Annotated in this window: 24 protein-coding genes; 9 read left to right on the forward strand and 15 right to left on the reverse strand. The window is 47.0% G+C overall.

From position 1 onward, the window contains the following. Positions 1-123: 123 nt before the first annotated feature. Complete coding sequence (locus NG796_RS00375; protein WP_261203930.1) at positions 124-1008, forward strand: 4-hydroxybenzoate solanesyltransferase; 885 nt, start codon at positions 124-126, stop codon at positions 1006-1008. Positions 1009-1454: 446 nt separating this feature from the next. Continuing rightward, a complete protein-coding gene (locus NG796_RS00380; RefSeq protein ID WP_261203931.1) occupies positions 1455-2369 on the forward strand; it encodes a peptidoglycan DD-metalloendopeptidase family protein in 915 nt (304 codons plus the stop codon). 145 nt (positions 2370-2514) lie between these two features. Here the strand turns inward: NG796_RS00380 and glgA are convergent, their stop codons facing one another. The 4 genes from glgA to NG796_RS00400 all read right to left on the reverse strand — a co-directional run bounded on the left by glgA (position 2515) and on the right by NG796_RS00400 (position 6218). Beyond that, positions 2515-3933, reverse strand: a complete 1419-nt coding sequence (gene glgA, locus NG796_RS00385; RefSeq protein WP_261203932.1) for a glycogen synthase GlgA — start codon at positions 3931-3933, stop codon at positions 2515-2517. A 143-nt stretch (positions 3934-4076) separates the two neighbouring features. After that, complete coding sequence (locus NG796_RS00390) at positions 4077-4802, reverse strand: glycoside hydrolase family 108 protein (protein ID WP_261203933.1); 726 nt, start codon at positions 4800-4802, stop codon at positions 4077-4079. A gap of 128 nt (positions 4803-4930) precedes the next feature. Continuing rightward, complete coding sequence (hemC, locus tag NG796_RS00395; RefSeq protein ID WP_261203934.1) at positions 4931-5899, reverse strand: hydroxymethylbilane synthase; 969 nt, start codon at positions 5897-5899, stop codon at positions 4931-4933. 19 nt (positions 5900-5918) lie between these two features. Continuing rightward, positions 5919-6218: a hypothetical protein gene (locus tag NG796_RS00400; protein WP_261203935.1), complete on the reverse strand. Its 300-nt coding sequence runs from the start codon at positions 6216-6218 to the stop codon at positions 5919-5921. Between the two features lie 829 nt (positions 6219-7047). Here NG796_RS00400 and NG796_RS00405 point away from each other — a divergent pair. Further along, on the forward strand, positions 7048-7674 hold the full coding sequence (locus NG796_RS00405; protein WP_261203936.1) for a hypothetical protein: 627 nt from the start codon (positions 7048-7050) through the stop codon (positions 7672-7674). Positions 7675-7899: 225 nt separating this feature from the next. On the opposite strand, the gene NG796_RS00410 is transcribed toward NG796_RS00405, so the two are convergent. Then, the gene (locus tag NG796_RS00410) at positions 7900-8589 is read right to left on the reverse strand and encodes a hypothetical protein (RefSeq protein WP_261203937.1); all 690 of its coding nucleotides are present in this window, start codon (positions 8587-8589) and stop codon (positions 7900-7902) included. A 406-nt stretch (positions 8590-8995) separates the two neighbouring features. Here NG796_RS00410 and NG796_RS00415 point away from each other — a divergent pair, with 406 nt between their 5' ends. Beyond that, positions 8996-9121, forward strand: coding sequence for a hypothetical protein (locus tag NG796_RS00415; protein ID WP_261203938.1), 126 nt, complete (start codon positions 8996-8998; stop codon positions 9119-9121). A 763-nt stretch (positions 9122-9884) separates the two neighbouring features. On the opposite strand, the gene NG796_RS00420 is transcribed toward NG796_RS00415, so the two are convergent. Further along, complete coding sequence (locus tag NG796_RS00420; RefSeq protein WP_261203939.1) at positions 9885-10145, reverse strand: hypothetical protein; 261 nt, start codon at positions 10143-10145, stop codon at positions 9885-9887. Between the two features lie 321 nt (positions 10146-10466). Between NG796_RS00420 and NG796_RS00425 the strand changes: the two genes are divergently transcribed. Together NG796_RS00425 and NG796_RS00430 are read left to right on the forward strand one after the other, a co-directional pair. Next, entirely contained in the window at positions 10467-11237 is a 771-nt protein-coding gene (locus NG796_RS00425; protein WP_261203940.1) for a pentapeptide repeat-containing protein, read from the forward strand. 86 nt (positions 11238-11323) lie between these two features. Next, complete coding sequence (locus tag NG796_RS00430) at positions 11324-11539, forward strand: hypothetical protein (protein ID WP_261203941.1); 216 nt, start codon at positions 11324-11326, stop codon at positions 11537-11539. Positions 11540-11949: 410 nt separating this feature from the next. Here NG796_RS00430 and NG796_RS00435 read toward each other — a convergent pair whose 3' ends face one another. The 4 genes from NG796_RS00435 to NG796_RS00450 all read right to left on the reverse strand — a co-directional run bounded on the left by NG796_RS00435 (position 11950) and on the right by NG796_RS00450 (position 16668). Further along, positions 11950-13710, reverse strand: a complete 1761-nt coding sequence (locus tag NG796_RS00435) for an NAD+ synthase (RefSeq protein WP_261203942.1) — start codon at positions 13708-13710, stop codon at positions 11950-11952. Between the two features lie 56 nt (positions 13711-13766). Then, positions 13767-14483 carry an NUDIX hydrolase gene (locus tag NG796_RS00440; RefSeq protein WP_261203943.1) on the reverse strand — a complete coding sequence of 239 codons (717 nt, stop codon included), beginning with the start codon at positions 14481-14483 and terminating at the stop codon, positions 13767-13769. 4 nt (positions 14484-14487) lie between these two features. Then, a complete protein-coding gene (locus NG796_RS00445; RefSeq protein WP_261203944.1) occupies positions 14488-15066 on the reverse strand; it encodes a nicotinate-nucleotide adenylyltransferase in 579 nt (192 codons plus the stop codon). 189 nt (positions 15067-15255) lie between these two features. Then, on the reverse strand, positions 15256-16668 hold the full coding sequence (locus NG796_RS00450; protein ID WP_261203945.1) for a nicotinate phosphoribosyltransferase: 1413 nt from the start codon (positions 16666-16668) through the stop codon (positions 15256-15258). Positions 16669-17147: 479 nt separating this feature from the next. On the opposite strand from NG796_RS00450, the gene NG796_RS00455 reads away from it, so the two are divergent. Then, a complete protein-coding gene (locus NG796_RS00455) occupies positions 17148-17294 on the forward strand; it encodes an isochorismate synthase (protein WP_261203946.1) in 147 nt (48 codons plus the stop codon). Positions 17295-17456: 162 nt separating this feature from the next. Here NG796_RS00455 and NG796_RS00460 read toward each other — a convergent pair whose 3' ends face one another. Beyond that, positions 17457-18155 (reverse strand): diacylglycerol/polyprenol kinase family protein, encoded by a 699-nt coding sequence (locus NG796_RS00460; RefSeq protein ID WP_261203947.1) that lies wholly within the window; start codon positions 18153-18155, stop codon positions 17457-17459. A 299-nt stretch (positions 18156-18454) separates the two neighbouring features. On the opposite strand from NG796_RS00460, the gene yidD reads away from it, so the two are divergent. Continuing rightward, entirely contained in the window at positions 18455-18688 is a 234-nt protein-coding gene (yidD, locus tag NG796_RS00465) for a membrane protein insertion efficiency factor YidD (RefSeq protein ID WP_261203948.1), read from the forward strand. A 170-nt stretch (positions 18689-18858) separates the two neighbouring features. On the opposite strand, the gene NG796_RS00470 is transcribed toward yidD, so the two are convergent. The 3 genes from NG796_RS00470 to NG796_RS00480 form a co-directional block, all read right to left on the reverse strand. After that, positions 18859-19059: a hypothetical protein gene (locus NG796_RS00470; RefSeq protein WP_261203949.1), complete on the reverse strand. Its 201-nt coding sequence runs from the start codon at positions 19057-19059 to the stop codon at positions 18859-18861. A 31-nt stretch (positions 19060-19090) separates the two neighbouring features. Further along, entirely contained in the window at positions 19091-19273 is a 183-nt protein-coding gene (locus NG796_RS00475) for a hypothetical protein (RefSeq protein WP_261203950.1), read from the reverse strand. 70 nt (positions 19274-19343) lie between these two features. Beyond that, positions 19344-19646: a Calvin cycle protein CP12 gene (locus NG796_RS00480; protein ID WP_261203951.1), complete on the reverse strand. Its 303-nt coding sequence runs from the start codon at positions 19644-19646 to the stop codon at positions 19344-19346. Between the two features lie 263 nt (positions 19647-19909). On the opposite strand from NG796_RS00480, the gene NG796_RS00485 reads away from it, so the two are divergent. After that, a complete protein-coding gene (locus NG796_RS00485) occupies positions 19910-21388 on the forward strand; it encodes a protein adenylyltransferase SelO (protein WP_261203952.1) in 1479 nt (492 codons plus the stop codon). A gap of 185 nt (positions 21389-21573) precedes the next feature. Here NG796_RS00485 and NG796_RS00490 read toward each other — a convergent pair whose 3' ends face one another. Continuing rightward, the gene (locus NG796_RS00490; protein WP_261203953.1) at positions 21574-25824 is read right to left on the reverse strand and encodes a nitric oxide synthase oxygenase; all 4251 of its coding nucleotides are present in this window, start codon (positions 25822-25824) and stop codon (positions 21574-21576) included. Between the last annotated feature and the right edge of the window lie 826 nt (positions 25825-26650).

Here is a 26650-nt window from a genome sequence, read left to right on the forward strand (position 1 = left end):
CGCTCTGGATGACGAGAATGCATCCAACCGATATCCCGGGGTTAGGGATCGATTCCACTGTTGAACCCAAGATAACGATATCGTATTAATGAAACATCTCGCGAATTAATTTAAGTAAATGTAATGGTGACGTCACAACCCAACCCAAGCGAACCGACTTGGCAAGCTGTTATCCGGCTGTTACGGTGGAATAAACCAGCCGGACGCCTGATTTTAATGATTCCGGCGCTGTGGGCCGTATTTTTAGCGGCGGAAGGAACGCCCCCGGTACTGCTTGTTGGGGTGATTATTTTAGGGTCTTTGGCAACCAGTGCCGCCGGTTGCGTGGTCAATGATCTGTGGGATCGGGATATTGATCCGCAAGTGGAACGCACGCGCGATCGCCCGTTGGCATCCCGGGAACTGTCTATCAAAATTGGGATTGTGGTCGCGATCGTTGCTTTTGCCTGTGCAGGGATTTTGGCACTGTATCTCAATCCCCTCAGTTTTGGCTTGTCCGTGGCGGCAGTTCCGGTGATTATTGGCTATCCGCTGGCAAAACGAGTGTTTCCCGTTCCTCAGTTGGTTTTGTCCATTGCTTGGGGATTTGCGGTACTGATTAGCTGGAGTGCAGCGGCATCTCACTTAGAGACCGCCACTTGGATTTTATGGGGGGCTACGGTGTTATGGACCTTGGGCTTTGATACCGTGTATGCCATGAGCGATCGCGAGGATGATCGCCGCTTGGGGGTCAACTCTAGCGCCTTATTTTTTGGCGATCGGGCCGCTGAAGCGGTTGCTTTGTTCTTTTTGGCAACGGCTGGATTATTGATTTGGGAGGGGATCCGGTTAAATCTGACCTTACCCTTCTGGATTGCCGTGGCGATCGCCGTTGTGCTGTGGAGTTGGGAATATCTGCAACTGCGCCAAAAAGACATTCCCCGAAGCACTTACGGCCAGATTTTTGGTCAAAATGTGTGGATCGGATTTGTCTTACTCGCGGGCATGATTGCCGGGATTTTAGGCTAAATCCAGTCCTTTACTAGCAACAATCCAGGGACCTTCTCCAATAAGTCTCTCTCTCCTGGTTCCAGCAGTTCTATCCAAAGGGGGATAATCTTCACCCCAGGATTCAGATACAGTAGAACAATAACAAACCGCACCGTTTCAGGTGTTCATAAGACAGGCCGTTGGCCTTTTTAATAATCTATATAAGAGACAATCCCGTTTGAGTTATTCAGACGGGATTGTTAGTATTTGGGCCGATTGAAACAGCTTAGTTTTTAACCTTTTCCAAGGGTCAGAAAATAATGGTGTTGATGGGTTATCAAGAACAGAAGTGGGGGAATGGGAACCGACTGGGGGAATGCCATGCCTGAAAAATCATGTTAAAATCGAGCCAAAAACCTTGATTTTCCAAAATTAGCCTGAACTTTGAGATAGGGTTCACTCTCAATTATTACCCTGGAATTGCTATGACGTTATCCCGTTGGCTGATTTTATTGCCTACCCTTCTCTCCTTAACCTTGACTCCCTGGAGTGCCACCGCTAATACTGAACCCCAGACGAATAATTGTCCTGCCATGTTGGGACTTCCGGCACTCGATCGCATTCAACGTCATCAGATTGCGAACGGTGAAACGGTGGAAAGTATTGCCGCCCAATATGAACTTAAACCAGAAACCCTGATGGGAATGAATCCGCCGCTACAAAGCGGTTTAGCGCCGGTAGGAACATCCATTCGGATTGCGCCTTTTGATGGGATAGAGGTGCGGGTACAACCGGGACAAAGTTGGAACGACTTAGAAGCCATTTATAAGATACCCGCAGCCGCAATTTTTGATAATAATGGCTGTTTAGTGTCTCCTCCGCTGGTGGTTTTTGTGCCGGGAGTCATCTGGTCCAGTACCAATCCCGAAGGGTCTGGAACGGTGACATCTGTTGTGGACCCGACGGCAAAACCTATTCCCGGTTATCCCCTGCCGGTAGAAGCGGAACCGATGTTAAGATTTGGCTATACTCGGTTAAATTCAGGCAGTGGAGACCCGAAGTTTCATTCGGGGATTGATTACAAGGCGGCGATCGGCACTCCAGTCTTAGCGGGGGATGATGGGGTAGTTGTTTTTGCTGGCGATCGCGGTGCCTATGGCAATCTGATCGTGATTAATCATGCTGGGGGTAAGCAAACTCGGTACGCCCATTTGAATGAAATCGCTGTTACAGTGGGTGAACAGGTGCGACAGTCTCAACAAATTGGCCGGGTTGGTTACACCGGCAATCCGGACAGCACTGAACCCCATCTTCATTTTGAAGTTCGCGCCACGTCTGAGGAGGGATGGGTGGCAGAAAATCCCGAAGATTTCATCCGCGCTCAAATTTTAGGGCGGTAATCTCTCAAATGCTCTAGGATTTAATCGATAAGGGAACCGTTAGAAGCCGGGTTTTTGCCAAAAATTTGGCAAGAACCGCCCTAAATTAGGAAGAGAAACCCGGCTTCTGGTCATGACTTTATCATCAGGTCATCATCGCCTAAGATTAAGCGGTTTCTGCTGCTTCTAGGGCGTCGGGTTCTTCGGTAATGCCATAGATGGAATGATACATCTTGACATACTCTTTCGCCGATTTATTCCAACTAAAGTCCTGCTGCATCCCTCGGATTTGGAGTTGTTGCCAATAGTCCTGATAACGATAGCCTTCCCAGGCGCGAATCATGCAGGTAAATAGGTCTAAGGTTTCATAGCGATCGAAACAGTAACCTGTCCCTTGTTTATTCACGGGGTCATGGTGACTGACCGTATCCACTAAACCCCCAGTGCGACGAACAATGGGAACACAACCATAGCGCATGGCTAAGAGTTGGCTGATTCCACAGGGTTCAAAGCGACTCGGCATCAGGAAGGCATCACTTCCGCCATAGATGCGACGTGACAGGGAATCATTGTAGAGTAAATAGGTTGCCATGCGTCCGGGATAGCGGGTCGCCAGTTGCCACATTTGGGTTTCATAGTTGCGATCGCCAGTCCCCAGCAAAATAAACTGGGAATCCGTATAAGCCATAAATCGATCTAGAATCTGAATTGTTAAATCCAAACCCTTTTGCTCGACTAATCGGGTCACCATCCCAATTAAGAAAGCTTTTTTATTGACTTCCAGACCGACTTCTTCTTGCAGAGCAATTTTATTGGCCTTCCGTTTTTCGATGGTTTCAGCGGTGAAATTTTGTTCCAGATACTTATCCGTTTCGGGATTATAAGAATCGGTATCAATCCCGTTGACAATACCAACCAATTTACTGCTGATAAAAGACATTAACCCTTCTAGGGTTTCGCCATAAGCCGGGGTCTTAATTTGCTCGGCATAGGTGGGAGAAACGGTATTAACCAGATTGGCATATTGCACCGCTGCGGCCATTGTATTATGACCTTGCATATACCAAGGACACCAGGTCATTTGCTCTAACTTCCAGCGCCAAGGTCCTTGATAGGCTAAGTTATGAATCGTGAAGGCGGTGGCAATATCTGGGGATTGATTCATCCAAACTGGAATCATGCCGGTATGCCAATCGTGGCAATGGATTAAATCCGGTTTCCAGTAGTTCCAGGCAAATTCTGCTGCACCATTGGAAAACAGGGTAAACCGCCACTCTTCATCTTCCCCGGCATAAATCCGCCGAGGCATAAACGAGGGATGTCCAAATAAATACAAGGGGACATCGGTTCCGGGGAGGACGCTTTCATAGACGGAAAAATCCTGGAACATGGCATAGCCGGACCAGATGGGGTCCTCGGGAATGTCCATTTTATCCGGGAGAAAGCCGTAGTAGGGAAGAAAGATGCGGACGTCATGTCCCATCTTTCTGAGAATTTTAGGCAAGGATCCGACGACATCTGCCATGCCACCCACTTTAGCAATGGGAGCCGCTTCTGCGGCAACAAATAATATTTTTAACTTCACTCGCGTAGTTCCCTTAAATTATCCGTACCGCCATCATACCTGTGGAGGGGTATCGTAAATCTGGGACAGGGAAGAGATGTTTGGATGAAAAACGGGATGGCGAGGAAGTCAATGCTTCCGGGGTGGCCCTTGGCGAATGACGGCTATCGGGTAGTTTTGAGGGTATCGACGACATCTTGCAGCAAGGCGATCGCCTGCTGAAGTTTTTTGAAGACTTCTTCTGATTTTTGCTCCGATGTTGTCGGGTTTGGAGGTTCCTCCCCTGGGGTTATCTCCGGCAATGGGGGGAGGGAGGATAAGATGGGAGATTTCTCCGATGGCGTCTCGGTGGCGGATTGAGACAATTGCTCAATATAAGCGAGTAAATCGCGATCGCGGCGTAACCATCCCTCTAAAAATATGTCCTGACTGGGATCGGCTTTAACCCGCTGATGACGATAGGCAATCCGACTATGACAATACCGTTTAGCGGTTTCCAGATTGTTATATTTCTCCAAAGCGCGTTGGGTATTCGGGCCAAATTTGCCGTCAATGCTTAACCCCCCGATCGCTTCTTGTAAAAATTCAATACTGCCAGGAACATGAAAATTGACGGCAGTATCGAAGTGCACAATACTCAAGGGCAAACACATCAAATCTGCTTTGGACCGTTTCCAGTAACTGTGAAAATAAATCTCTTCCAGTTCTGAGTCAGTCAGCAAACGGACCGATTGAACCGATAAGCCTTTGTTATGACGATAGGTATCATAGGTATCTTGGCTAATTCCGCGATTGACGGCACCCGCGAGGTCCTGCGGGTGTCCGGTCCCGCCTTCCCATTTGAGGGTAAACTGTAGCGCAGTAGCAAACGGGTTATTGGAATGAGTCATTTGACGTCTTGGGTACTCCGATCGCAAGGGTGAAGTAGAGACGCATTCAAGAGTAGCGTCTCTACTAAAATTCACTCGGTTAAGGTACTGACCCGTACTCTCCCGATAAAATTTCTCCCTTACCTGGATTAACTGCGCTGAATTTGAGCAAAGATTTCATCAAGGATTTCCTGGGCACCCATTTGACGCAAGGTTTCGGCGAGTTGGATGCCGAGTTGTTCCGCGTCGGTGGCAGGACCCGTTACTTTCTCTTTCAGGAGTCGCTTGCCATCGAGACTGGCAACCATGCCGGTTAAGGTGAGGGTGTTGTCTTGAATCTGGGTATTAACCCCGATCGGGACTTGGCAACCGCCTTCCAATCTGCGTAAAAAAGCCCGTTCTGCATGACAGCGTTGCGCGGTTTCCTGATGTTCCAGGACTTTGATCAGGTCCAGGATTTCCGGGTCATTGGCGCGGCATTCGATGCCGAGGGCACCTTGTCCGACGGCATGAAGGGAGATTTCAGGGGGAATGACTTGATGAATGCGATCGCTCATTCCCAGGCGGTGTAATCCTGCGAAGGCGAGGATAATGGCGTCATACTGTCCTTCATCCAGTTTGGCTAATCGGGTGTTGAGATTTCCCCGAATGTCTTTAAATTCCAAATGGGGATAGTGATGGCGCAATTGCGCTAAACGTCTCAGGGAAGAGGTCCCAATCACGGCCCCTGCGGGTAGGGTTTCGAGTTGTTTATCTTTGTGTTTCTCATGGACCACCAGCGCATCAGCAGGATTTTCCCGTTCGGTGACGCATCCGAGGATTAGTCCTTCCGGTAGATTGGTGGGAAGGTCCTTGAGGGAATGTACGGCGAGATCGGTTTCTCGCTGTAGCATTCCGACTTCTAATTCTTTGGTGAACAGTCCTTTATCTCCAATTTTGGCAAGGGCGACATCGAGGATGATGTCCCCTTGAGTGCTCATGGTATGAACTTCAAACCGGCGATCGGGAAAATGTTTTTGGAGTTGTTCTTGCACCCAATGGGTTTGCACTAAAGCCAATTGGCTTTTTCTCGATCCAATATGAACCGTGAGGGGAGGACCGGAAACAGTAGAGTTCATAATCTTGAGGTAGAGTGGCTTATGCCGAATACGGTACTTCAATATAGACTACCGCACTACTTGCCTGGAATTGGCGGTGGGGATCGCTGCAATTGCTGGGGTCACGGGGACAAAATCCTTGGGTTGTCTGGGGTAATTCCGGTGGGAAGGCTTTGGCCGATCGCAGGCGATCGCAGTTCCGCTTTGGGGTTTCTCGATCCCCGGGGCGATCGTCATCAATACCCGCTACCTTTCCAACATTCTCCCCAATCGCGATCGACTGATTGTTAAATTTTATGAACTCCCCCTGGGAGTCCTTATCGCCAGTCTTGTTCATCATACTCGTCTGGGTGGGATAGTTTGAGGAGAGTTTGGGGATAGTTTGGGATGCGATCGCCCTCCTTAAGACACAGAAGAAGGGACCGGAGGTATCTCAATCAGCAGAGTCGGGGTCAAAAATCTGGACTTGCCTTCCCCTTGTTCTCTCTGGCGCTAAACTCCGTAAAAATACAGATATCTTAACAAATCTACAATCCGACAGATTCATAAGACTAGCTGGGTCGGTTAAGCTAACTCCAGAGACAGATCCCAAAACAGAGCTCCCAATGGTATCCGGGTCAAAGTCCCTGAAACCTAGATGACTAGGAGAGAAACCCGTCCCTTCGACTCTAAAAGACTTGTGACTAACTGGAGTATTCCGACTTGTAGCCACAACCTGCGGAATATACTGAGATATATATTTGGGTAGATTTCAAAATACCAAAATAGGCTTTAACATACCTATCAACTGGGGTTTCAGACGCCAGGGGGCAGCCCGTTCTTCCTCCGGTCTCAAAATCTTCTAAGTTTTGTATCTAAATTGACAGGTTTTTACCCTAGTTTAAGAGGAGGAAAAAACTTTAAGTCTTCCTAATCCTATAGGTCAGGATTCATGAAGTTAGTAGACTATAACTCGCTCATTCCGAAGGTTAATTCATGGGAATGGAGTCCTAATAACTGTCCTAACTTAATTTCAAATAGATTTTTTGAACTATCTACCCTTTCACCGATTCGTTCAAACTGACTCAAAAAATCTATGCTGTTAGGTAGAGCATCCTTTCCTAAATCTTAAACTAAACTTAAAGTTAATAGCTGAGGCAACTACCCAATTCATGAACAATAATAGAAATATGAAAAAGATAGCAATTATCGGGCCTAAAGGATCGGGAAAAACCACCCTCGCTCATCACCTCTGTTCAATTGTGAATGTAGAGGTCATTCATGCCGATGCCATCCTGGGTCAGTCGGGCCAGAGTGGAACCAATGAATTTCAGGGGAAAACCCGTTTAGAGAGCTATCTCCAGCAACCGGCTTGGATTATAGAAGGAGATGGAGATCCTACGAATCCAGAGTTTATTTACGAGCAGCGTTTTGCTGCGGCTGATACAATTATATGGTTAGACTTGCCCCAGACTGTTTGTGTCTGGAGACTGTTAAAAAGATTGGTTCAACCCGAGGGTAGATTGAGGAAGTTTTTCTTAAGTAATTACCCGGGAAATATCCAGGAATATGGGTTTTTACAAGGGGTGATGCAGACTTGGAACTATATGAAACAAGAGCGTTCCTTAGTCCGTGAAAAAATTGATGAATGTTGTGGAGATAAACGCGTGTTTATTCTGCGGACTCCATCCGAGGTCAAAGATTTTTTAGATGTGATTCAGCGCGTCAATGAACTTTCAGTCTCTCCGAGTCAATCCCACGGTTATAAAATGAGTAGAGGGGTAACCCAGTTGGTCGCTGCTCCCGCAGTCAGCTAGTCTAGCCTCTTGAGAAATCTGGCCTCAGTTAACTCAACCCAAGTTAAGAATCAGCTTCAATTTCTGAACTTCTAAATTCTGCAAAAATCACGGTATTACCACAAAAAAAAGGCCGTCCCGATGGATATCAATGGGTTTTGCCCCGATATCCCGCTGAAAACGGCTTTAATATGAAGGCGATCGCACCGCCTAAACTTAATGGTGATTCTGGCCTTCTAAAGCTCCTTAATTTCCCGGATAATATTCAATTAATTTTAGGTCGGTTTCGGCGATCGCCCCGTGATGTTGATATTGATATCGAGTAATACCAATGCCGGGAACAAAATCAAGACTCATCATATCCGGTGCAGTTCGGAAGGTTAAATGATACTGAATATGACTCTCTGTTGATGAAATTCCCGCCGCCTCTAATCCCACCTGCTCCGCTGTCTCAACGTTCCATCGATATCCCCCATCTAGGCGCGTAATTTGTTCTGAAGAACCAAATACTTTCCCCGGAATTAAGGGCAAATCTAGCAATAGTTCTACATCTTCCAGTAGGTTGACTAACACATCTGCCTCATCGGTTAACCGTTGTAAGACCAGTCTGGCTCTTTCATCACTAACTAAATAATATTTTCCCGGCGATACTTCAATAATTAGATGCTCTCCCCGTTCTTTTCCTTCACTATACCAAGCGACATCAGCGGGATATCCTTTTAAAATTCCAACTTTCAAAGGTCCGCGTTCAAAGGTATCTACCACTTCCATTTTCCAGGTAATCGCGGTTTGGTTGACTTGATCTGAATTGGTGGGCATCCACTGAGTGATTCCTTCATAAACCCAGTAACTTCCTGGAACCAAGGGAAAATCAATGCGCTCTGTTTCTGTGGCGACAGGGGCAGGGGGAATCCCGTCTTTTTGGACTGGGGTCACCTCGCGAACTCCCAAGAAAAAGAGGGTTAATATTGCTAAAAAAAACAGCCACTTAGGTTTCATGAGATGCCCGTCTATAATAATGCAGGTAAATAACGAGAACGAGAAAAAAGATTACGCCCCAAGGTTTATTAAAATAGTACCGATTGAGGCTATCAAGATCGGGAGGGTTTGCCGGAGCCAGGTATCTTTGAATTGAGCTTTGATGGGGAGATCTGCGAAGAGAGATTGAGTCTACTTTTTGAGACGATCGCCTGAATGATGCGATCGCCGGACCTTCTTAACTTATTTCCCTGATGAGGGACTCTTTCAGAAGTGCTGACTGGGATCTCAACCCGTGCGATCGCCTTGGGATCTCCCATTGAGGAACTCTGGGAGGGTCTGGGGATCAGGTCCTAGCTTAGGGTTGTGCCAGGGAACCCATACCGATCCCGTGGCGATCGCCTTGCAAATGCGACATGAACTGGGGATCGCGGTTACTTCTCCTGGGCGCTCAACACAATGCGATCGCCTCTGGGACTTTAGCAAATAGCTCCACAGGAACTGATCTTGGTCTCCTGCATCACCGCCTGGTCTAGGGCGGTGTTTACCGTTGCCTTTTTAAGCGTACCACTGGGTTGCTAAAAGTTAGGTCACGGATTCTCCATGAAATTTTCCAGGGATAGTTTTGTTTAGGGTCGATTGATGCAATGTCGTCTTAGGGCTGTCCTAAAGGCGATCGGCAACATTCCATCTCTTCCTCTATCTGTCACTTTAAGGCAGAATGACGATTTGGCGTCGTTTCAGGCAACGAGGGATCAGGGTTTCAACTGCATTTGACCGCAGAAGTATAAGCTGTTGAGTCTTTAAACTGGAGGCTGATTGCGAACCAGATGCTTACACTCTAAGGGTTTCAGAATCTTCTTATCTCCAATTTAGAGAGGCAACGGCTTATCTCTAATTTTATCCTAAGATTTACACACTAAAAGGCTCAAATAGTGAAAGGAATCGGGAATTAAATTCTTGAAAATCATTAAACGGGTTTACAAGCCTTGCTGATTCAGCAACGTCACTGCTTTTAAAAGAGTTAACTCACTTGATCCCCGAGCTGGATCGGTCTTGGGCTTTAAGAGTCATCAATCCAAAAGAGAGAGCCAGCCAACACCCCGAGGTCTGGCTCATAAAACATTGAATGGGATGCTGATCCCGGGAATAAAAAATTAGAAAGATAGCTAAGTAGAAAGCAACGGCCAAGGCTTAAATTGAATACAAAGTAGAAGAAAGTTCAAAAAAATAGCGATCGCGATCGCTTGAATTCAGTCCCCTTTTCTCTCAGTCTCCAGACATTTTTCTAATACAGTATTCATTTGTTCAACTGCCTCTTGAATGCGATGCAAATGTTGAATACAGGTCGTGATTTCCCAAGTATTGCCAAAACAGGCTAATAAATAAGTAGACTGTTGCACGATTTCTAAGGGGGCCAGAAACTCGTTGCCCACGGTGTGGAGCAAACGGGTTTTCAAATCGCACAGCGGCTTGGGGTCTGGGGATTGGCCGGAGTAAGGCGAAGGTGACATAGCTATTTCCCAATCATTAATATAACTAATATTGCTGAAAAGTTTTCCTGATGCAGCGATCGCAGGCGAGGGGTCCTGTGAGTCCGCCTGGGTGTAACCTGTGACTGAAATCTACCAAACTCAGTGAGGGCGATCGCAGGGCTACCGGGAGAGACACCCACCGCCACCCCGACGATCCCCGGGATTGACCCGTTGGCAACTCCCCAAACCCTTTAAAATAAGCAAGTGACCTCTGGGGTCAAGGTGTTGATTCCAGCATTGATTCCACGGGTTTTTCCCAGGGCGAGATTCCTGTGTTTCTGTAGCCATTAAGGATCGACTATGAACCGAAAATTTCTCCTTCCTGCCGTCTTATTCAGCACTCTGTGCTTGACAAGTGTTGCCACTGCTGAAAATGTTCAACATACTCAACAACTGCTTTCTACCAAGCAATGTCCCCAGTGTGACCTCAGTAATGCGGGTTTGGTTATGGCAAATCTGGCGAATGCTCAACTGAGTGGGGCTAATTTGGTCCGGGCGAATCTGAGTCGTGCGCAACTAACTGGGGCGGACCTCAGTGGTGCGAACCTCCAAGGGGCATCTTTGTTTGGGGCAAACTTGATGGGGGTAAATCTCCAGGGTGCGGATCTCAGGGGTGCCGATTTGCGCGAGGCGTATCTTGTGGATGTGAACTTAACCGGCGCACAATTGGATGGGGCAAATCTCCAAGGGGCGATCGGGGCTCCTAGGACTGCCTTAGCGGTCGAGGATGTTTATAACTGGGGCGTTGCTGAAGCCCAGCGCAATAATCATAAGAAGGCGATCGCCTATTTCAATCAGGCATTAGTCCTGGATCCGGAATTTGCCCCAGCCTATCTCGCACGCAGTATCGTTCGTGCGGATACGGGAGATTTCTCCGGTGCTCAGGGGGATGCAGAATATGCAAAACAATTGTTTGCCATTCAAAACAATACTCAGGCTTTTGAAGCCACAGAAGTCCTACTTGCTCAAATTGAAGCGGCTCAAAATCCAGAAGAAGCCGAGGCAGGGGGGGGCGGTTTTATGCGGTTTGTCGGTTCAATGGGGGTTCTGTTGCTCCGATTAATGTTATAGGTGGTTCACTCTCGAACTTGGAAAGCAGAAAATTAGGAAACTCGGGGAGTGTGAGCATTGAGCTTGGCTAGAAGTACCTAATTGAAATGCTCAACAGCTTAAACTTTGTGGATGATAGTGAGCTTTTGGAGTTGACCAGCCTAGGGGTAAATAACTCGAATTTACCGCACACTGGGCGATCCCCGGCTTGGGATTGCTCATTTTGGGTGAATTTACGCAGGGAGTGCGATCGCGATCGCATTCCCATTTGCTCAAATCTCACCCATCCTGTGCGATCTGAATCACTCACGGGTGCTGGGTAATCAGGGATTCTACTAATAGAGGAGTTGAATCGGCCATTGACAAGGAAGGTGAGCCAATCATGTGGGAAAAACTATTTTTATCGGTGATCATTACATTAATACTCAGTGTTTTTGCCAGCGGTTCTGACCATTTTGCCCCGCAACGGCATTCTCATCCATCGAACCTGGGAGCCCGAGAACCCCTAGTGATGGTTATTAAATAACTCTGCCATCGAGTTGATTGCATCTACGCTCGTGCATCTACTTTTACAAATTTTTATCCCAGAAGAAACACCGTAGACTGCTCCTATCCATCATCACGCCCTCTCCCACCCCAATTCTCGCTCCATCCTGGGGGTGTCTGTAGACTTGGCGGATCAATAAAACAAGACCGACAAGGGTTTGAACCCTTGCCGGTTGTCGGTTTTTCGTTATTCCCCCAGGAGGGGAAGCTGGGGCACCTTGGCGGCGATCGGCATTCGCCACCCTGTGCCAAAGGCGCGATCGGTGACTTTCAATCCTGGGGGGGCTTGTCGGCGCTTAAATTCCGCCCCATTTAACAACTTCACCACCCGCTGGACTAAGGCGGGTTCATATCCGGCAGCGACAATTTGGGGAATCGATTCATGATTGTGAATCAGGCGATCGAGAATATCATCCAAAATGTCATAAGGCGGTAGGGAATCTTGGTCAATTTGTCCCGGTTTGAGTTCGGCACTCGGGGGTTTACTGAGAACACTTTCAGGAATAATAATTTTCCCGGGTTCGCGGGAATTGAGCCATTGGCAAATGGCATACACTTGAGTTTTTGGCACATCAGATATAGCGGCTAATCCGCCATTCATATCGCCATACAACGTACAATATCCCACCGCCATTTCTGATTTATTTCCAGTGGAAATCAGCAGATATCCAAATTTATTGGAGATTGCCATTAATAAATTGCCCCGAATCCGCGCTTGCAGGTTTTCTTCCGTGACATCCCGGGGGGAGTCGGCAAACAACTCTTCTAGGGTTTTGTCATACCCTTCCATTAAATCGGCAATGGGAAGGGAGTAGGTTTTCATGCCCAAGTTTTCAGCCAGTTCCAGTGCATCGATTACCGATTGTTGGGAGGTATGGGGGGAAGACATGAGGACGCCGAACACATTTTCGGGTCCGATCGCCTCACTGGCGATCGCTGCTACGAGGGACGAATCAATCCCGCCACTTAACCCAATCACCACTTTAGAAAATCCACATTTGCGGGTATAATCTCGCACACCTAACACCAAGGCGGACCAGATTTCTTCCGCTTGACTCAAGGGTTTTGCCGGGGGTGGGGTGACAGGTTTTATCCCCCCACTGTTGAAGGAAAGCGGACGTAATTCTCGGGTTTGTTCGTCTAACTCCACTGCGACTAAATCCGCTTGAAATCCTGCTGCGAGGGCGACCCGTTCTCCCACACTATTAAAAGCAACGCTATATCCATCAAAAATCAAGTCATCATTGCCACCGACTTGGTTTGCATAGATAATCGGTTTGTGATACCGGACGGCAACATGATTAAGCATGGCTTCTCGGAGTTTTTGTTTCCCTACACTGTAGGGAGAGGCGGATAAATTAATAATAATATCGGCCCCTTCTTCGACTAAGTTGGCAATAGGATTACTCGGGTATTGCCGTTTTCCCCAAAACTCTTCATCATTCCATAAGTCTTCACAAATCGTTACCCCGATGCGGATGGGGGTGGAAACCTCGGGATTAGCGGGAATGCCGAATTCTCCTAAATTAAAATAATTACTCACATAGGAGGGTTCAAAATAGCGATTTTCATCAAATACATCGTAGGTGGGCAACAAACGTTTATGGAAATATTGTTGAATTTTCCCATTGAAGAGTAAAGCAATACTATTATATAAAGATTTGCCTCCAGTAGTCGGGGCGAGGGTATGAGTTTCCACAGTTCCGACTAAGACCGCGATCGCCGGAGGTAATTCCCGGGCCAGTTGTTGTAATTGCCAGGACATGGCTTCAATAAAACTTGGACGCAAGAGCAAATCCCGAGGGGGATAACCGCACAAAGAGAGTTCTGGAGTCAGCATCAGGTCAATTCCCTGGGCGGCAGCTTGGGTAGCCGCTTGCAGAATCAGTTGGGAATTGCCTCGGAGATCTCCAATGGTGGGATTGAGTTGAGCGATCGCAATTTTCATACAAGTGAGGAAATAATTAGGGGATAAATGAGTAAAATAGGAGGTTAAAAGTCTCCCTAAATAAACACTAAAGGTTTATCTTTCAATGGAGCAAATGCCTCGGCATCAAAGCGGTAAAGGGCGGCGGGCCGCCCTGCACCCCGAGATACTTTCATTTTTGTATCGGATAAAAATCCTAGTTTGAGAATTTTGGCCCGAAAATTAGAATAATCCGAGAAATTTTCCCCTAAAACGGTTGCATAGAGTTGATACAGTTCACTTAATGTAAATAATTCCGGCAGCACATCAAAGGCGATCGGGCTATATTCCAGTTTGTTTCGTAAGCGGCGATGACCATATTCAACCATGCGATTGTGATCAAAAGCCAGATGCGGCACTTCATCCAGGGGATACCAGGCAATCCCCCGGACTCCAGTTCCCATCAGTTGAGCTTCTTCAAACCGGACTAAGGCAAAATAGCTCACCGACAGATAGCGCAAGGGTTGAGAGTCGGAAAGTTCCCGGGGGTCGCGTCCCGGTCCAGCAAAGGTGTACAGTTGCTCTAGGTAGAGATTCTGCACTTGGATTTTTTCCGATAAAATCCGATAGGCCGCATCTTCCAGGGATTCCCCGTGACGAACTAAAGTACCGGGTAAACTCCATTGCCCCAGAAAGGGTTCACTTTCCCGCATGACCAGGAGAACCAGCAAGCGATTTTGTGCGGGATCGACTGAGAAAATTGCATTATCGACTCCCACTTTAAAGTTGAGTGGAAGGCCCAAAGACGCTGCCATTGGTTTAGCTCACATCCTGATAGGCGTATAAGTTTTCCCGTTGAATATAACGGGCGACCGGGGGCGTGAGAACTTGTGAGGTTTGGGTTTGACGATAAACGGTGGAGGAAACATCCGGAAGATGCAAGTCTGCGATCGCCACGGATGCACCCAGTTCCCGGAGTCGGTCTAGTTCTGCTTCTTGGATGGGTGCTCCGGGTCGGGGGACAACCAACAGATTGACTTGAGAGAGCAATTCCTCCACCTGATACCACCGAGGTAATTGGGGGATTAAGTCTGACCCGATGACGAGATACAGTTCAGCCTCGGGCCATTTTTGGCGGGCAATTCGCACCGTTTCTAAGGTCCGGGGTTGGCTGAGTTCGGCATCAAAGTAGAGATTATCCCGAGGATTGTCCGGGTTTTCAATGAGCAACTGCAACATCTGCGATCGATGGCACAAGGGAGTTTGGTGAGACTTAAACGGATTGTCTGACGCCCAAATCGCCACGGCATCAAACTCTTGAGACAGCCAACTGACTATCTCTTCATGGGCTTTGGTCGGGGGGTCGGCACTGGTACCAAAGAGTGCAAGGGTAATCATGTTTAGATGAGGGGGTGAGAACGACAAAATCAAAATCTATCAAGGCTAGAGTGCTAAGTTTGCAAGTCACCCGAGTGGATGAAGACATTCCTCAACACTCCCGGAGAAAAACAGAAATTGAGGGTTAAGGCAAAATTCGCCGATAGTGCACCCAGACGGTTTAAACAAGTGGGCGATCACAAAACTGACTCACATTTTATAATTTTGTAAGGTTTCCGCCGTCAGGGTTTGTAAGGGAGTGGAAATCTCTACCGATGCGCCACTGGGTCGATTGATCCGGCGAATTTCTGGGGGAAGAGACTCCACGGAATGCCTGGTTCTTTCCGCGATCGCCTCTAACATTTCTGGAGGATGAACCCGCTTTCCCTCTTTGAACAAAAGCTGCATCATGGGCACTTCACCGGGTTGAATGGCCTCACTGACCAATCCCAGGCGATCGCCCACAATCTGTCCCTCCTGATAGCGTCGGAAAATCTGCTTCTGTCCGGGATAGCTAACTTTGCCACTCGAATTTTTCATCACCGGCACGCCATCAATATCTACAATTTTATAAACCCCATTCACCGGAGATCCGGTTACTAACTTAGTCCCGATGCCAAAGCCATCAATCGGACAACCGGAGGCTTTCAAGTCGGCAATTTTCCACTCATCCAAATCCCCACTCACAAAAATCGGGACATCGGGAAGCAGTTCTTGGACCTGTTTAGACAATTGGACTAAATCCCCAGAATCCAGGCGTACTCCTCCGACTTCCATTTCTCCCGCTTGGAGGCGATCGGCGATTTTCCGGGCCGCTTCAATGGGATCATAAGTATCAATGAGTAAGGGAGAACCGGGAAAATAATGCTGAAACGCTCGAAACGCCTGCATCTCACTCCCTTCTGTTGCTGAGAGGGCCATCACCAGGGCGTGAGCCATTGTTCCCGAAGGTTTCCGACCTAATTTAAGTGCCGCCAACACATTGGAGGTGGCATCCATTCCAGCGGCCAAAGCCGCTCGGGCGGCCCACACCGAGGCTTGAGGACTAAAGGCTCGTCGAGTACCAAACTCCAAAATGGAGGCTTCGGGACCGGCGACATCACGAATGCGCGCCGATCGCGTCGCGACAAGGGTCTGATAATTAATCGTATTCAGTAAATAGGTTTCGACAATTTGAGCTTGCCACAGGGGCGCTTCCACCCGCAGCAAAGGTTCATTGGCAAACACCGCTGTTCCCTCGGGAACCGCCCAAACATTACCCTGAAACCGTCCATCGGCCAGGAGTGACCAAAATTTATCAGAGGCCCTAGAAAAAATTCCAGTAGCCTGCAAACTGGCAATCTGCACCTCGGTAAATCGGAATTGCTCTAGGTACTCAAAGACTTGAGCCAACCCCATTGCAATTAAATAACCAAAGCCTTCAGGAAGTTTGCGAACAAACAGCTCAAAGCTGGCGGTTCTGCCGTCCAGACCTTCCCCGGTGTAACAGGCGGCCATTGTCAATTGATAGAGATCAGTCAACAGACTATAGTCCTCTGGGACAACAGTCAGTTCTGATCCGTCTTTACCCGCTTGGGAAAGGGGTTGCGGATTGAGATCATTGGGTTCAGTGGCAGTTGCCATGTGCCAGCTTCCTTGCTGAAAGGGGTTTGTCTAATTATAGTAGCATTTACCAAAATTTGTCACGAGGTCCGGATAGAAATCCTCCGATTGAGGTCGGCGATCGGCTACAGTTTCCGGTATTTTCGGCAATTTTTACCCCGGGGTTATGGTGGAATTCATTAAAAATCTCCGCTCCAATATTTTTACCGAGGGCATTCCTCTGAGCTGGATTGAGAGAACCAGACTGGATTAACAACAAATATGCTATAATTTAATGCGGATTTGTACTGAGTTTAAATCGTAACAAATTGTAAACTCATCCCTGCGCCCCATTGCCGTTAATTCCGGGATTCAACTATTGCGAACTAATAAGTTATCCTAAAAAATATTGCAAAAGTGACCGCTCCCTAGGGAACTCAGGTAAAGTAAAAAGTAACGAGGTTTAGGGATTGCGATCGCTGACTCGGTTAACCTAAATGAACCTGATGAGGAGTTTTATCATGAATCTTTCAAAAACCATTGGTGACTTTTTCCAACACGTCTCAGAAGCAGCCGCTCGAATCTTTGGACCTAACGATGACAAATATCCAGAAACCGGGGTTCAACCCTTTGACGGCGAGCCCAACCGAGGAGAAGAATGGTCATAGGTCTTAGTAAGACAGGAGTGTAAAAAAAACCTGAGTGTTGAAATTAGTTGAAATACCTAAAAAGAACCCCATCCCTACCCTATCGATCCCGATGGGGTTCTTGTTATGAAAAATTTTACCAATAAACTTCTCCAATCGAAGAAGAGTTTCCAAGAAAAACTCTTATAAAATTTGATGCAAGAAAAAGCAGAAGGCTGCACTTCCAATAGGAACCGTCAGATTATCAATTCCCAGTTTAGAAAACGCTTCTAAGACCGTTGCCACCCCAGCTACCCCCAGGGCAATCAACCCAATATTCCATAGATTTCCCTCTACAAGAGCTAAGATAGAAACTGTGACGATAAAACTAACCACAGCCATTGTAGCAGACCCTTCCCAACTCTTCTTTTCTCCCCAAAATTGATAGGGATGCTGACCAAATCGCTGACCGACTAAAGCGGCTAAACCATCGCCATAAGTCATGATTAAAATTCCGATAACCGCATATTGAGGAAGTTCTAACGGCCAAAACCAGGCCACCAAAATACCAATACTAATGGCATAAAAAAACGTTCCTAAACTTTGGCGTCCCACACTATTAATTCCCGGGAGAATCGGAAACTTGTAAGAAATCAGGGCAATCGCCCCGGCTATAATAGAAGCAGCGATCGCCACCCAACCGGGAATATGTAGCCACCATGCCAACAAAATCACATTGCCGGTGCCCATATGAACAACCTTGCGAACCACTTCGGAATCAGTTTGGGTAAAACGATGCAACCCCTCAGCAAAAATCAGTAGCAACCCTAACCATAAACCAACGGCTGCGACTTGTAACCCCAGGGGTAAAATAGATTCTAATTGGAATAAAGAAGTTAACACAGAATTCAATGACTAAAACATCTTAAAGGTTTCTCTGAGTGTAGGGGATTCCGGGCATCGGGCGATCGTCCATCTGTAAAAAATTTAGGACTTACCGGGATTGAGGACAAGAAACCGGGTTTTTAGTCCAAATTTGAGGGTTTGAGCCTAGATTTGAGGAAGAAACCGGGTTTTTATTGCCGCGATGAGGAGAAGAACCCAAATTTTGACCTATCCAAGGAAAGAATTAAAAATTTGCCTGTGAGTCCCCGAACAAGTCACAATAAATAAACCTTTGTAATTCCCTATTCGGTTAAGTTATGAAATGGCTGATGATTCGCTTAATTCGAGGATATCGAGTATTAATTTCTCCCTTATTTCCGCCTACTTGTCGATTTCAGCCCACTTGTTCCCAATATGCAATAGAAGCGATCGACCGTTTTGGACCCAGGCGGGGGGGATGGATGGCACTGCGCCGTCTGTTGCGCTGTCATCCCTTACATCCGGGAGGATATGACCCAGTTCCCGAGATCCCTGAAAAACCAACTGAATAAGTGCAAGTGTAAACATAAACCGAAAGCGGCAAGGTGCGCCAGATGGATCACTCACTTATTCCATTGCTCAACTGATTCTCTGATGCACCTGAGTTCCGCTGGATAACCCCTGAAGTCGTTACTACAAACTTAGAAACTGATATCGGAATTATTGAACTGTGAGACTTTGACTAATCCATCATGCGAAGTCTGCCGCGTTTAGTGCTGTAGATCAAGCGATTGATTATATCTTGATGTTCCTCACTCAGAGAGTTGCGTAAGATTGCCATCCGCAGACGATAGCGATCGCTCCGAGTCATCTTGCCAGAGAACAAGATATCACCAAATAATTCTTCCAGCGGTTTGGGATGCTTGATATCCAAATTTTTCATAACGGTTAAAGAGAGTTAGTAAATAATTCTTTCAATTCTGGCGGCAAGGGTGGAATTTGGGTGCGATCGCCTTCAAGGGTACCCTGCGATCGAGATCATACTTTACTTCGATGGCGATCGCTGACAACAGAGTTTCCAGCAGTTGAGGCCAAAAGCTATGCCTCCATACCGCATTTCGGGCTAAATGTACAAAATTGTAATAATTTTTAATCAAAAAATCCCCAGAAAAAAGCCCAATCCTTAGAGTAGGATGAGGCTACTAAATCAACTATTTTAGTGAAACATTAAACCTCGTAAATCCGTGCTTCAGAAGCACCTGGATGCTCTAAACAGTAGCGTTCAAAAGCCGATTTCGGTTCTTGGGTTCTTCTGTGTGCTGCGACGCTGAGGAGTTCCTCGACAATATCCCACGCTACTGCGCTTTCGGGAGATTCAATGCCTTTGGCTGCTGCGATCGCCCTGGCTTCGTCCCGTGCCATTTCAATGCGTAGGCTCAGGGGGATGAAGTTGCTTTGATTCCCCTCGGAATTTGACCCATGATTCCGGGTATTTGCGAGCCTTTGGTTTCTAGTTAAAACTTGAGCCATGACGGATTACCTCATCCAAAAATTAATAGGTTTCTCAAGCATCCGACTCTAGTCGATTCCTTCGAGCAAACCTCATAGTTGTATTGTAGCTTGACCACCCCACCTTGGGGGTGTAAATAACCGTAACACTTTATTGCAAAAGGTTTCACCTCCCCAAAAACGATGCCTCGATAGCCTTTCATTGGGACTGCACCTCATTTATTATTCCAAAATATTAAAATAGATTAAAATAAAATAAGACCCTGTAAAGAGCCATTGCTTTTATGACTGTTATTGACTCCGCTCAAGCACCCAAACGCACTAATCCATTTCTGTCTCTCAACCTGGAAACAGCCCTAGAATCTTTGGGGGAAGACTACTATGATATTGTGGCGGCTGCTGAATTTCCTCAGCATATTCTCCGGTTTCGTAATAACGAATTATTAACCCAATTAGGGTTACATCCCTCCACTGTAACTGATGAAGATTTTATTGAAGCTTTTGGTTATTTTCAGGGCGTGCGTCCGTTTTTAGCGCTGCGCTATCATGGCTATCAATTTGGAGAATATAACCCCAATTTAGGCGATGGACGGGGCTTTATTTATGCGCAAGTGCGAGGGACTGATGGGAAACTTTATGACTTCGGGACCAAAGGTAGTGGCAGAACCCCTTATTCTCGTCATGCCGATGGACGGTTAACCCTGAAAGGAGGGGTTAGAGAAGTTTTAGCAGCGGAAATGTTGAATCGGATGGGAGTTAGAACTTCTCGCTGTTTAAGCTTAGTTGAAACCGGCGAACAATTGTGGCGAGGTGATGAACCCTCTCCGACGCGATCATCGGTGATGATCCGTTTTAGTGAATCTCATATTCGATTTGGCACGTTTGAACGATTGCACTATTTAGGGCGAAAAGATTTAATCGAAAAACTCTTAGATTGGGTTATTACTCATTATTATCCGCATCTCAATGATACCCTACCGCCCTTGATTTCCTCGGGTACCGGAAACCCGAAAGAGAAATATGCCCGATTTTATCAAGAACTGGTGCAGCGGGTGGCTACCTTAACGGCACAATGGATGGCAGCCGGATTTTGTCATGCGGTGTTAAATACTGACAATATGTCCATAACGGGAGAAAGTTTCGATTATGGGCCTTTTGCCTTTATTCCTACTTACAACTTAAAGTTTACAGCCGCCTATTTTGACTATTATGGTCGCTACAGTTACGGCAATCAACCCGCCATCTGTCGTTGGAATCTGCAAATGTTGCAAGTTCCGTTAAAAGCGATGATTAATGAGGCGGACATGGAAGCTGCCTTAGAGGAATATTATGACCATTATAACCGAGAATATCGCCAACTGATGCTGAGTAAGTTGGGATTTGGGGAAGAAATGCCGGAAGAGGCAGCAACTGAGTTGGTGCAATTAACTTTGCAACTCTTGGGTGAGTCTCAGGTAGAGTATCCGGAGTTCTTTTGGCAACTCAGACAGCAGTTTTCTCCGGAGTGGCGGGAAAACAGTGATTCTATTTTTGGTCCGATGGAAACCGATTCTGAATTGTTTGTATCTTGGCAGCGAGCCTATTTCCATTTATTACAGTTTGTGGGAACAGGGGATTTAGAGGGAATGCGAGAACGGATGGCTAAATATAATCCAGAAAGGGTGATACTCCGACCCAAAATTGAGGCCATCTGGGAACCGATCGCGCAGGAGGATAATTGGCAGCCCTTTTATGATTTGTTGAACCAAATTAAAGCGGGATAAGTCCAAAAATTTCGTTAATTGGGTTCACCCCTTTTTCTTGTCAGTTGTTCTAGTTTCCTCCCCTTGCTTAAGAGGAGGAAACCGGCATTTCCTCAAGGTTGATGGAATGCGCGTCTTTGTCAAAACCCTCGACTGATGCCGGAGGAATCGCGGAATCAGTCGCGACTCCTTTACAAACCCTTAAATCAGGTTTGATTGACGAGTTGGGGTTGCTCTGTGTTGTGGATTTTTTCGGAATCTTTGAGACGTTCAAGCCAGACTGCTGCTTTGGAATAGTTGGCTTTTTGAACCTGCTGAATCGATTCTTTGAAGTTGAGTGTTACCCCCCAGACATCGCTAACTAAGCGCTTTTCCTGTTTCATCCGGTCAAAGAATTGCACCATTTCGTCATGAGTTAGGTTCCCTTGTTTCTGGGCGATCGCCTTCATTGTCGTCAAGACATCATCGGCCATTTTAGCATCCCCACAAACATAATAATAACACTGGGGATGACTGAGCATTGCCCAGACTTTTTCGGGTTGCTGTTCCATCAGGTGTTGCAGATATTGTTTGGGTTCTCCCATCCGAGAAAAAGCCACTTCGAGTCCGGTGAGAATCTGACGATCGCGCCATTCCTGCAACGGCTGCTGATAGAGAAAATCACTGTGATTGCGACAGCCGAAATATAAGCTTGCTTCACCCAAAGGGATTCCTTGGTTTTGGAGGGCTTCTCGATGCTGTAGAAAGGCAATTAAAGGAGAAACACCTGTTCCTGGTCCTACCATCAAAATCGGGGCGAGGGAATCGGTGGGAGGGCGGAAGGTAGAAGTCCGAACTCCAATCCGAACAGAGGAACCGACTTGTAATCCTGCCAGATAATTAGAACAGACTCCGGGGCGGACTTTCCCGCTATCGGTGTTAATTTGTAGCACCCCTACGGTAATTTGAATCTCCCGGGGATGCAAGAGAGGACAGGAAGAGATGGAGTATAAACGGGGTTTTTGTTTGGGAAGGAGTTCTAGCAAAGGTGCAAGGGCGATCGCCGCTGAAGGAAATTCTTCAAACAAATCCACCACAGTGATGAAGTTATCGAGAATCATCTTTTTGAGGGCGATACTATCGGGCTGTTCATCTCCCAGGCGCAAAATTTCTACCCAGGTTTCTAGGCGCTGTTTTTCCGGAAGATTTTCGGTAACTGAATATAGATAAGTCAGCAGTTCATTAAAGGGTTCTCGCAAGGCGAGATCCAGTTCTTCTGCAAAGACTTGACGGACGATCGCCGGTACAGCAATGGGAGGAGAATCTTCCAACAATTCCCCGCTAGACAGGGCATATTGAGCAGTAAAGTAAGTCTCCGGGTCCAAGTTGAGGCGATCGCATAATCGCTGCACCAACTCCGGTGAATTGCAAGGATAAATGGCAACATGATCGCCGGTTTCATAGTGTAGTTCGGTCTGAGCCAGATCTAAGGTAATAAAGCGTGTAGAACGACTCCCGGGAATCATATCTTGCAGTAGTTCTTGATTGGCCGTAACGGGAACCGGGATACCGCGATCGCGAGAAGCCGGAGGAAGGGTTGCTGCTTCCAAGAAAGTAACCGTTAGTTTGGGGGTAGTCGTTGCGGTACTCCCCGCCGTTGTATCGTCTCCCAACACCCGAGAAACTAAGCCCAACCATTGCTTAAAGGTATCCGCTTGTCCTTTGATTTCATCCCCTTTATGCAGGGGAACAATAGAATTTGCACCGGCTTTTTTGAGGGCTTTTTCGATTAAAATTCCCGCCGCGCAAAAGTGTTCATACACCGTGCTACCAATTCCCAAAACCGAGAAATTCAATCCCGTAAAAGAACCTTTGGGCTGTTGCTGTAACCATTGGAGAAATCGCTTCCCATTGCTGGGCATCTCACCATTGCCAAAGGTCGAAGTAACGACTAGCAACAGCTTTTCCGAAGCTAGGGTGCTGGTGTTATATTCATCTAACGCCATCACTTGGGGCCGGTACCGGCTGAGTTGACGGGCAGCTTTCCGAGCAAATCCCTCCGCAGTGCCGGTTTCAGAGGCATACAGAATGAGAATTCGGTCTTGTTTTTCCCCATCTTCATCCACTAGGGCCATCTGTTGTGCTAAATCTAATCCATCTTCGACGGCCCAACGGTCAGCCGCAAGATGATAGGCAGGTTCGAGGTAGAAGTCTCGCATCCCATGATGCCACACGGGACAAGTGCTGCCACCGGAAGCGGGAACCACCCAGGCCCACTCGCTGGGGCATTCCCGTCCTGCTTTCTTTTCGCGCAAATCATGAGTGAGAAATTGACGAGAGGCGGTTTGGTGATCCACCATTGTCACCTTTGCTTTTTGGAAGGAGTGGAGGATGGCGATGTTGAGTTCCAAGGCGACGCGATCGCGCCACAAGGTTTGCTCACTACTGGTATCCAGTTTCAGGACCTGGGCAATCTCCTCCATTTTGTTATAGCGAGTTTCATCCAGGAAATCCCGCATGATTTCGGTATCCATATACCAGCCATTAAACGGCATACAGCCATAAGTCACACCGCCAATGTGAACCGAGAAGTTGCTAATGGCGGGAATGGCATACCAGCGCATTCCAATAGCTTTGAACTCCGGAACTGTGGGATGTTCAATTTCTACTTCTAGCACTTCCTCACGCTGCCAGTGATACATCTGGGGGGCTTGACCGGGAACTTCTATCACGACGGGCAGAATGTCATACGCTGTTGGCAGTTGCGGAGGTTGCCAGCCTAATTTGATAATAGCGTTGGTCAGATCCAGATTGGCCGGATCTCCCAAAATACTGCCATCGGGCTGGGTATAGGCCGCATAGCGGAAGAGTTGAGAGTTCCAAATGCGCGGTCCCCAGCGTTCCTTGGGCAGTTTGGGCCGAAACACGGTCATCGTGATTTGGAGGTTACCCCCATTAGCGGCAAATTGGGCGTGTTCCTGAAGTTCGCGGAACATCTCATCAGGTTCACTCACATGACGGCGATCGCGCACCACCATGTTATTCCAGGCAATCCGTCCCACACATTTGGAGGCATTGCGCCATGCTACTTGAGTCCCATAGGCCAGTTCTTCGTAAGTATGCGTATAGGTTCCCGTCGCTTTTACTTCATCCTTAATTTCTTTCCAGCGACGCTCTTTGTCTTCCGGTTCCCAAACTTGTTCGGAGGAAATGACATCCAGGAATTCCTTAGCTTTTTTGAGCACCCGTTCGTGATTGAGCATGGGCATTTTGATCACGTTAACCACGCGATCGAGCAAAATTTTCCACCCCTGTTTTAACTCTGGGGTAAAGTTGGGCAGGTAACGCTCAAATAAGATAAACAGGGTATCTGCCATCGCCGGATATGCACAGGTGGGCACATCAGCAAAGCTATGAATCTGTCCCAAAAAACGCAGGGATTGCAACATTTCTTCACTGCTGCCACTTTTCAAACAGCCCACCAAAAATTCCAATGCCTGAAATAAATGGAGGGATAGATAATCCATATCAGACCGTCCGAAAAGGGGCAGAACAAAGGGATATTTTTCAAAAAGAAGTTGATAAAATTCCCGGCCCATTTGTTGCTTACTCTGGTTAAAATCATCCCAGCAAGCCGCCATTTCTTCTACCAATTCCCGTGGCAAAGCTGCTTCATATTGCTGCACTGCCTCGATCATCGGTAAAATTATATGGCTATTAAAGAACTTATAGAAGGCCGAATTTTCGCCTTTGCTCAAATCTTCGTAATCGTATTCGTCTAAGGGAGTAGAGGCGATCGCCCACATCCAGACTTGCCTTATCTTAATCCAATGACGGGGACGCATTCCCGTATCGGCAAAGAAACGGGCATATTCCGAAACCGTTTTAAACCCATATTCGGGTTCCGGGGGAACTCCGGTTAACATTTCGGCTAGGATAATTTGAGTGTGAGGTTGAAGCTGGTGAACTGCACAGTCAAAAAGCCCATAAAAGAAGTCGCTCATGCTGTCGATCGCTTCTCCAAACAGATACTCTAATTCTGGCTCATCCAGGAGCAACCGCTTGAAGAATTTTTCCATTTGCAGTTCTTTAAACCCCCGCACCTTGTTCCAGACATCTTTGACAATTACTTCCTCCTGTGGGGTCAGGCATATCAGGGGAGGCGGCGTAAATTCTGCTTGTTCTGCGGTGCTGTTAGTCTGCCGATGCACCGTATTTTGGGGGTTAAATAGGGTAATCTTGTTGCAAGAACCCTCACTGCTACTTTGGGTTAGACGGAGTTTTAATTTAAGCTGTGGCGCTTGGATCCATGTCGTGATTGGAAACTCCAAGTCGGCATTGAGTTCGCCATTTAAACAGTGTGCTGTATTAGCTTCCACCGTTGCCACATCCTGCCAGGGATTACTAATATCTCCTTCCCGGTAACAGAGCGTGATGGCGAGCGTGCAGTCTCCGCTATTTTTAACTCTACCAACCAACTCGGTTGCATCCGGGCAAACAATTCTTTTTCTAAAATAACCTCCTCATTGTGAGGGGTGATCTGCACCCTGCATTTGTATTTATAGCGGCTAGAAACTGGAAAGTTAGTAACAGCAACTTCAGTCAGGTGGATGATTTTTTCGCTACTGAGAGTCGGCAAATCTTTTAGCATCATAATGTAGATTAAGTAGAAGGAGATTCGGACAGTGGCGATTTAGAAACAAAATGCCCCAATATAGCTAGTCTAAATCAGTTTGACAATGGCTCCCAGACTGAAAGTCTTGGAGTGCGAGCATCTTGCTCGCTATCTTTATGTCAAATTCATTTAGGGTCGCTATATAAGGGAATGGAGGTCTTAATAGTCGGGGATCAGTATTTTATCTTAACTTTAACCCCTCTAGCTTCGACTCAAGTACCTAGTCAGACTGGCCTGAACTCGATCACCATGTTGTCATTATAGGGCAAGTGGACTACAAGGAATAATAAACTTAAGGGTGTTTCGGAAGCCCCAGGGTAAACACATTTATATTTTTTCTCTCCATATATAGTATATTAACTTATCTACAATACTATATATAGAATAATTCCGAGCAATCAGGCCCTGTTAGTTTGATTTGGTGATATGATATCACGATTTATGAACCCTCCTATGGGCAACCACTGGCTGATTCCCTGAGTGTTGAGTGTTTATTCGCATGGATTGAATCCTTGTCGGTTGCAATGGATCCATAGAAGGGAAGGCCCCATTGCCAATCGGGTTAGAGTCCATTACCGATTCAAATAAAATCCGACAAAAATAAGGCGGAATTGTAGCAATCACCGCAG

The organism is Laspinema sp. D2d (assembly GCF_025370755.1).
Taxonomy (GTDB): Bacteria; Cyanobacteriota; Cyanobacteriia; order Cyanobacteriales; family Laspinemataceae; genus Laspinema.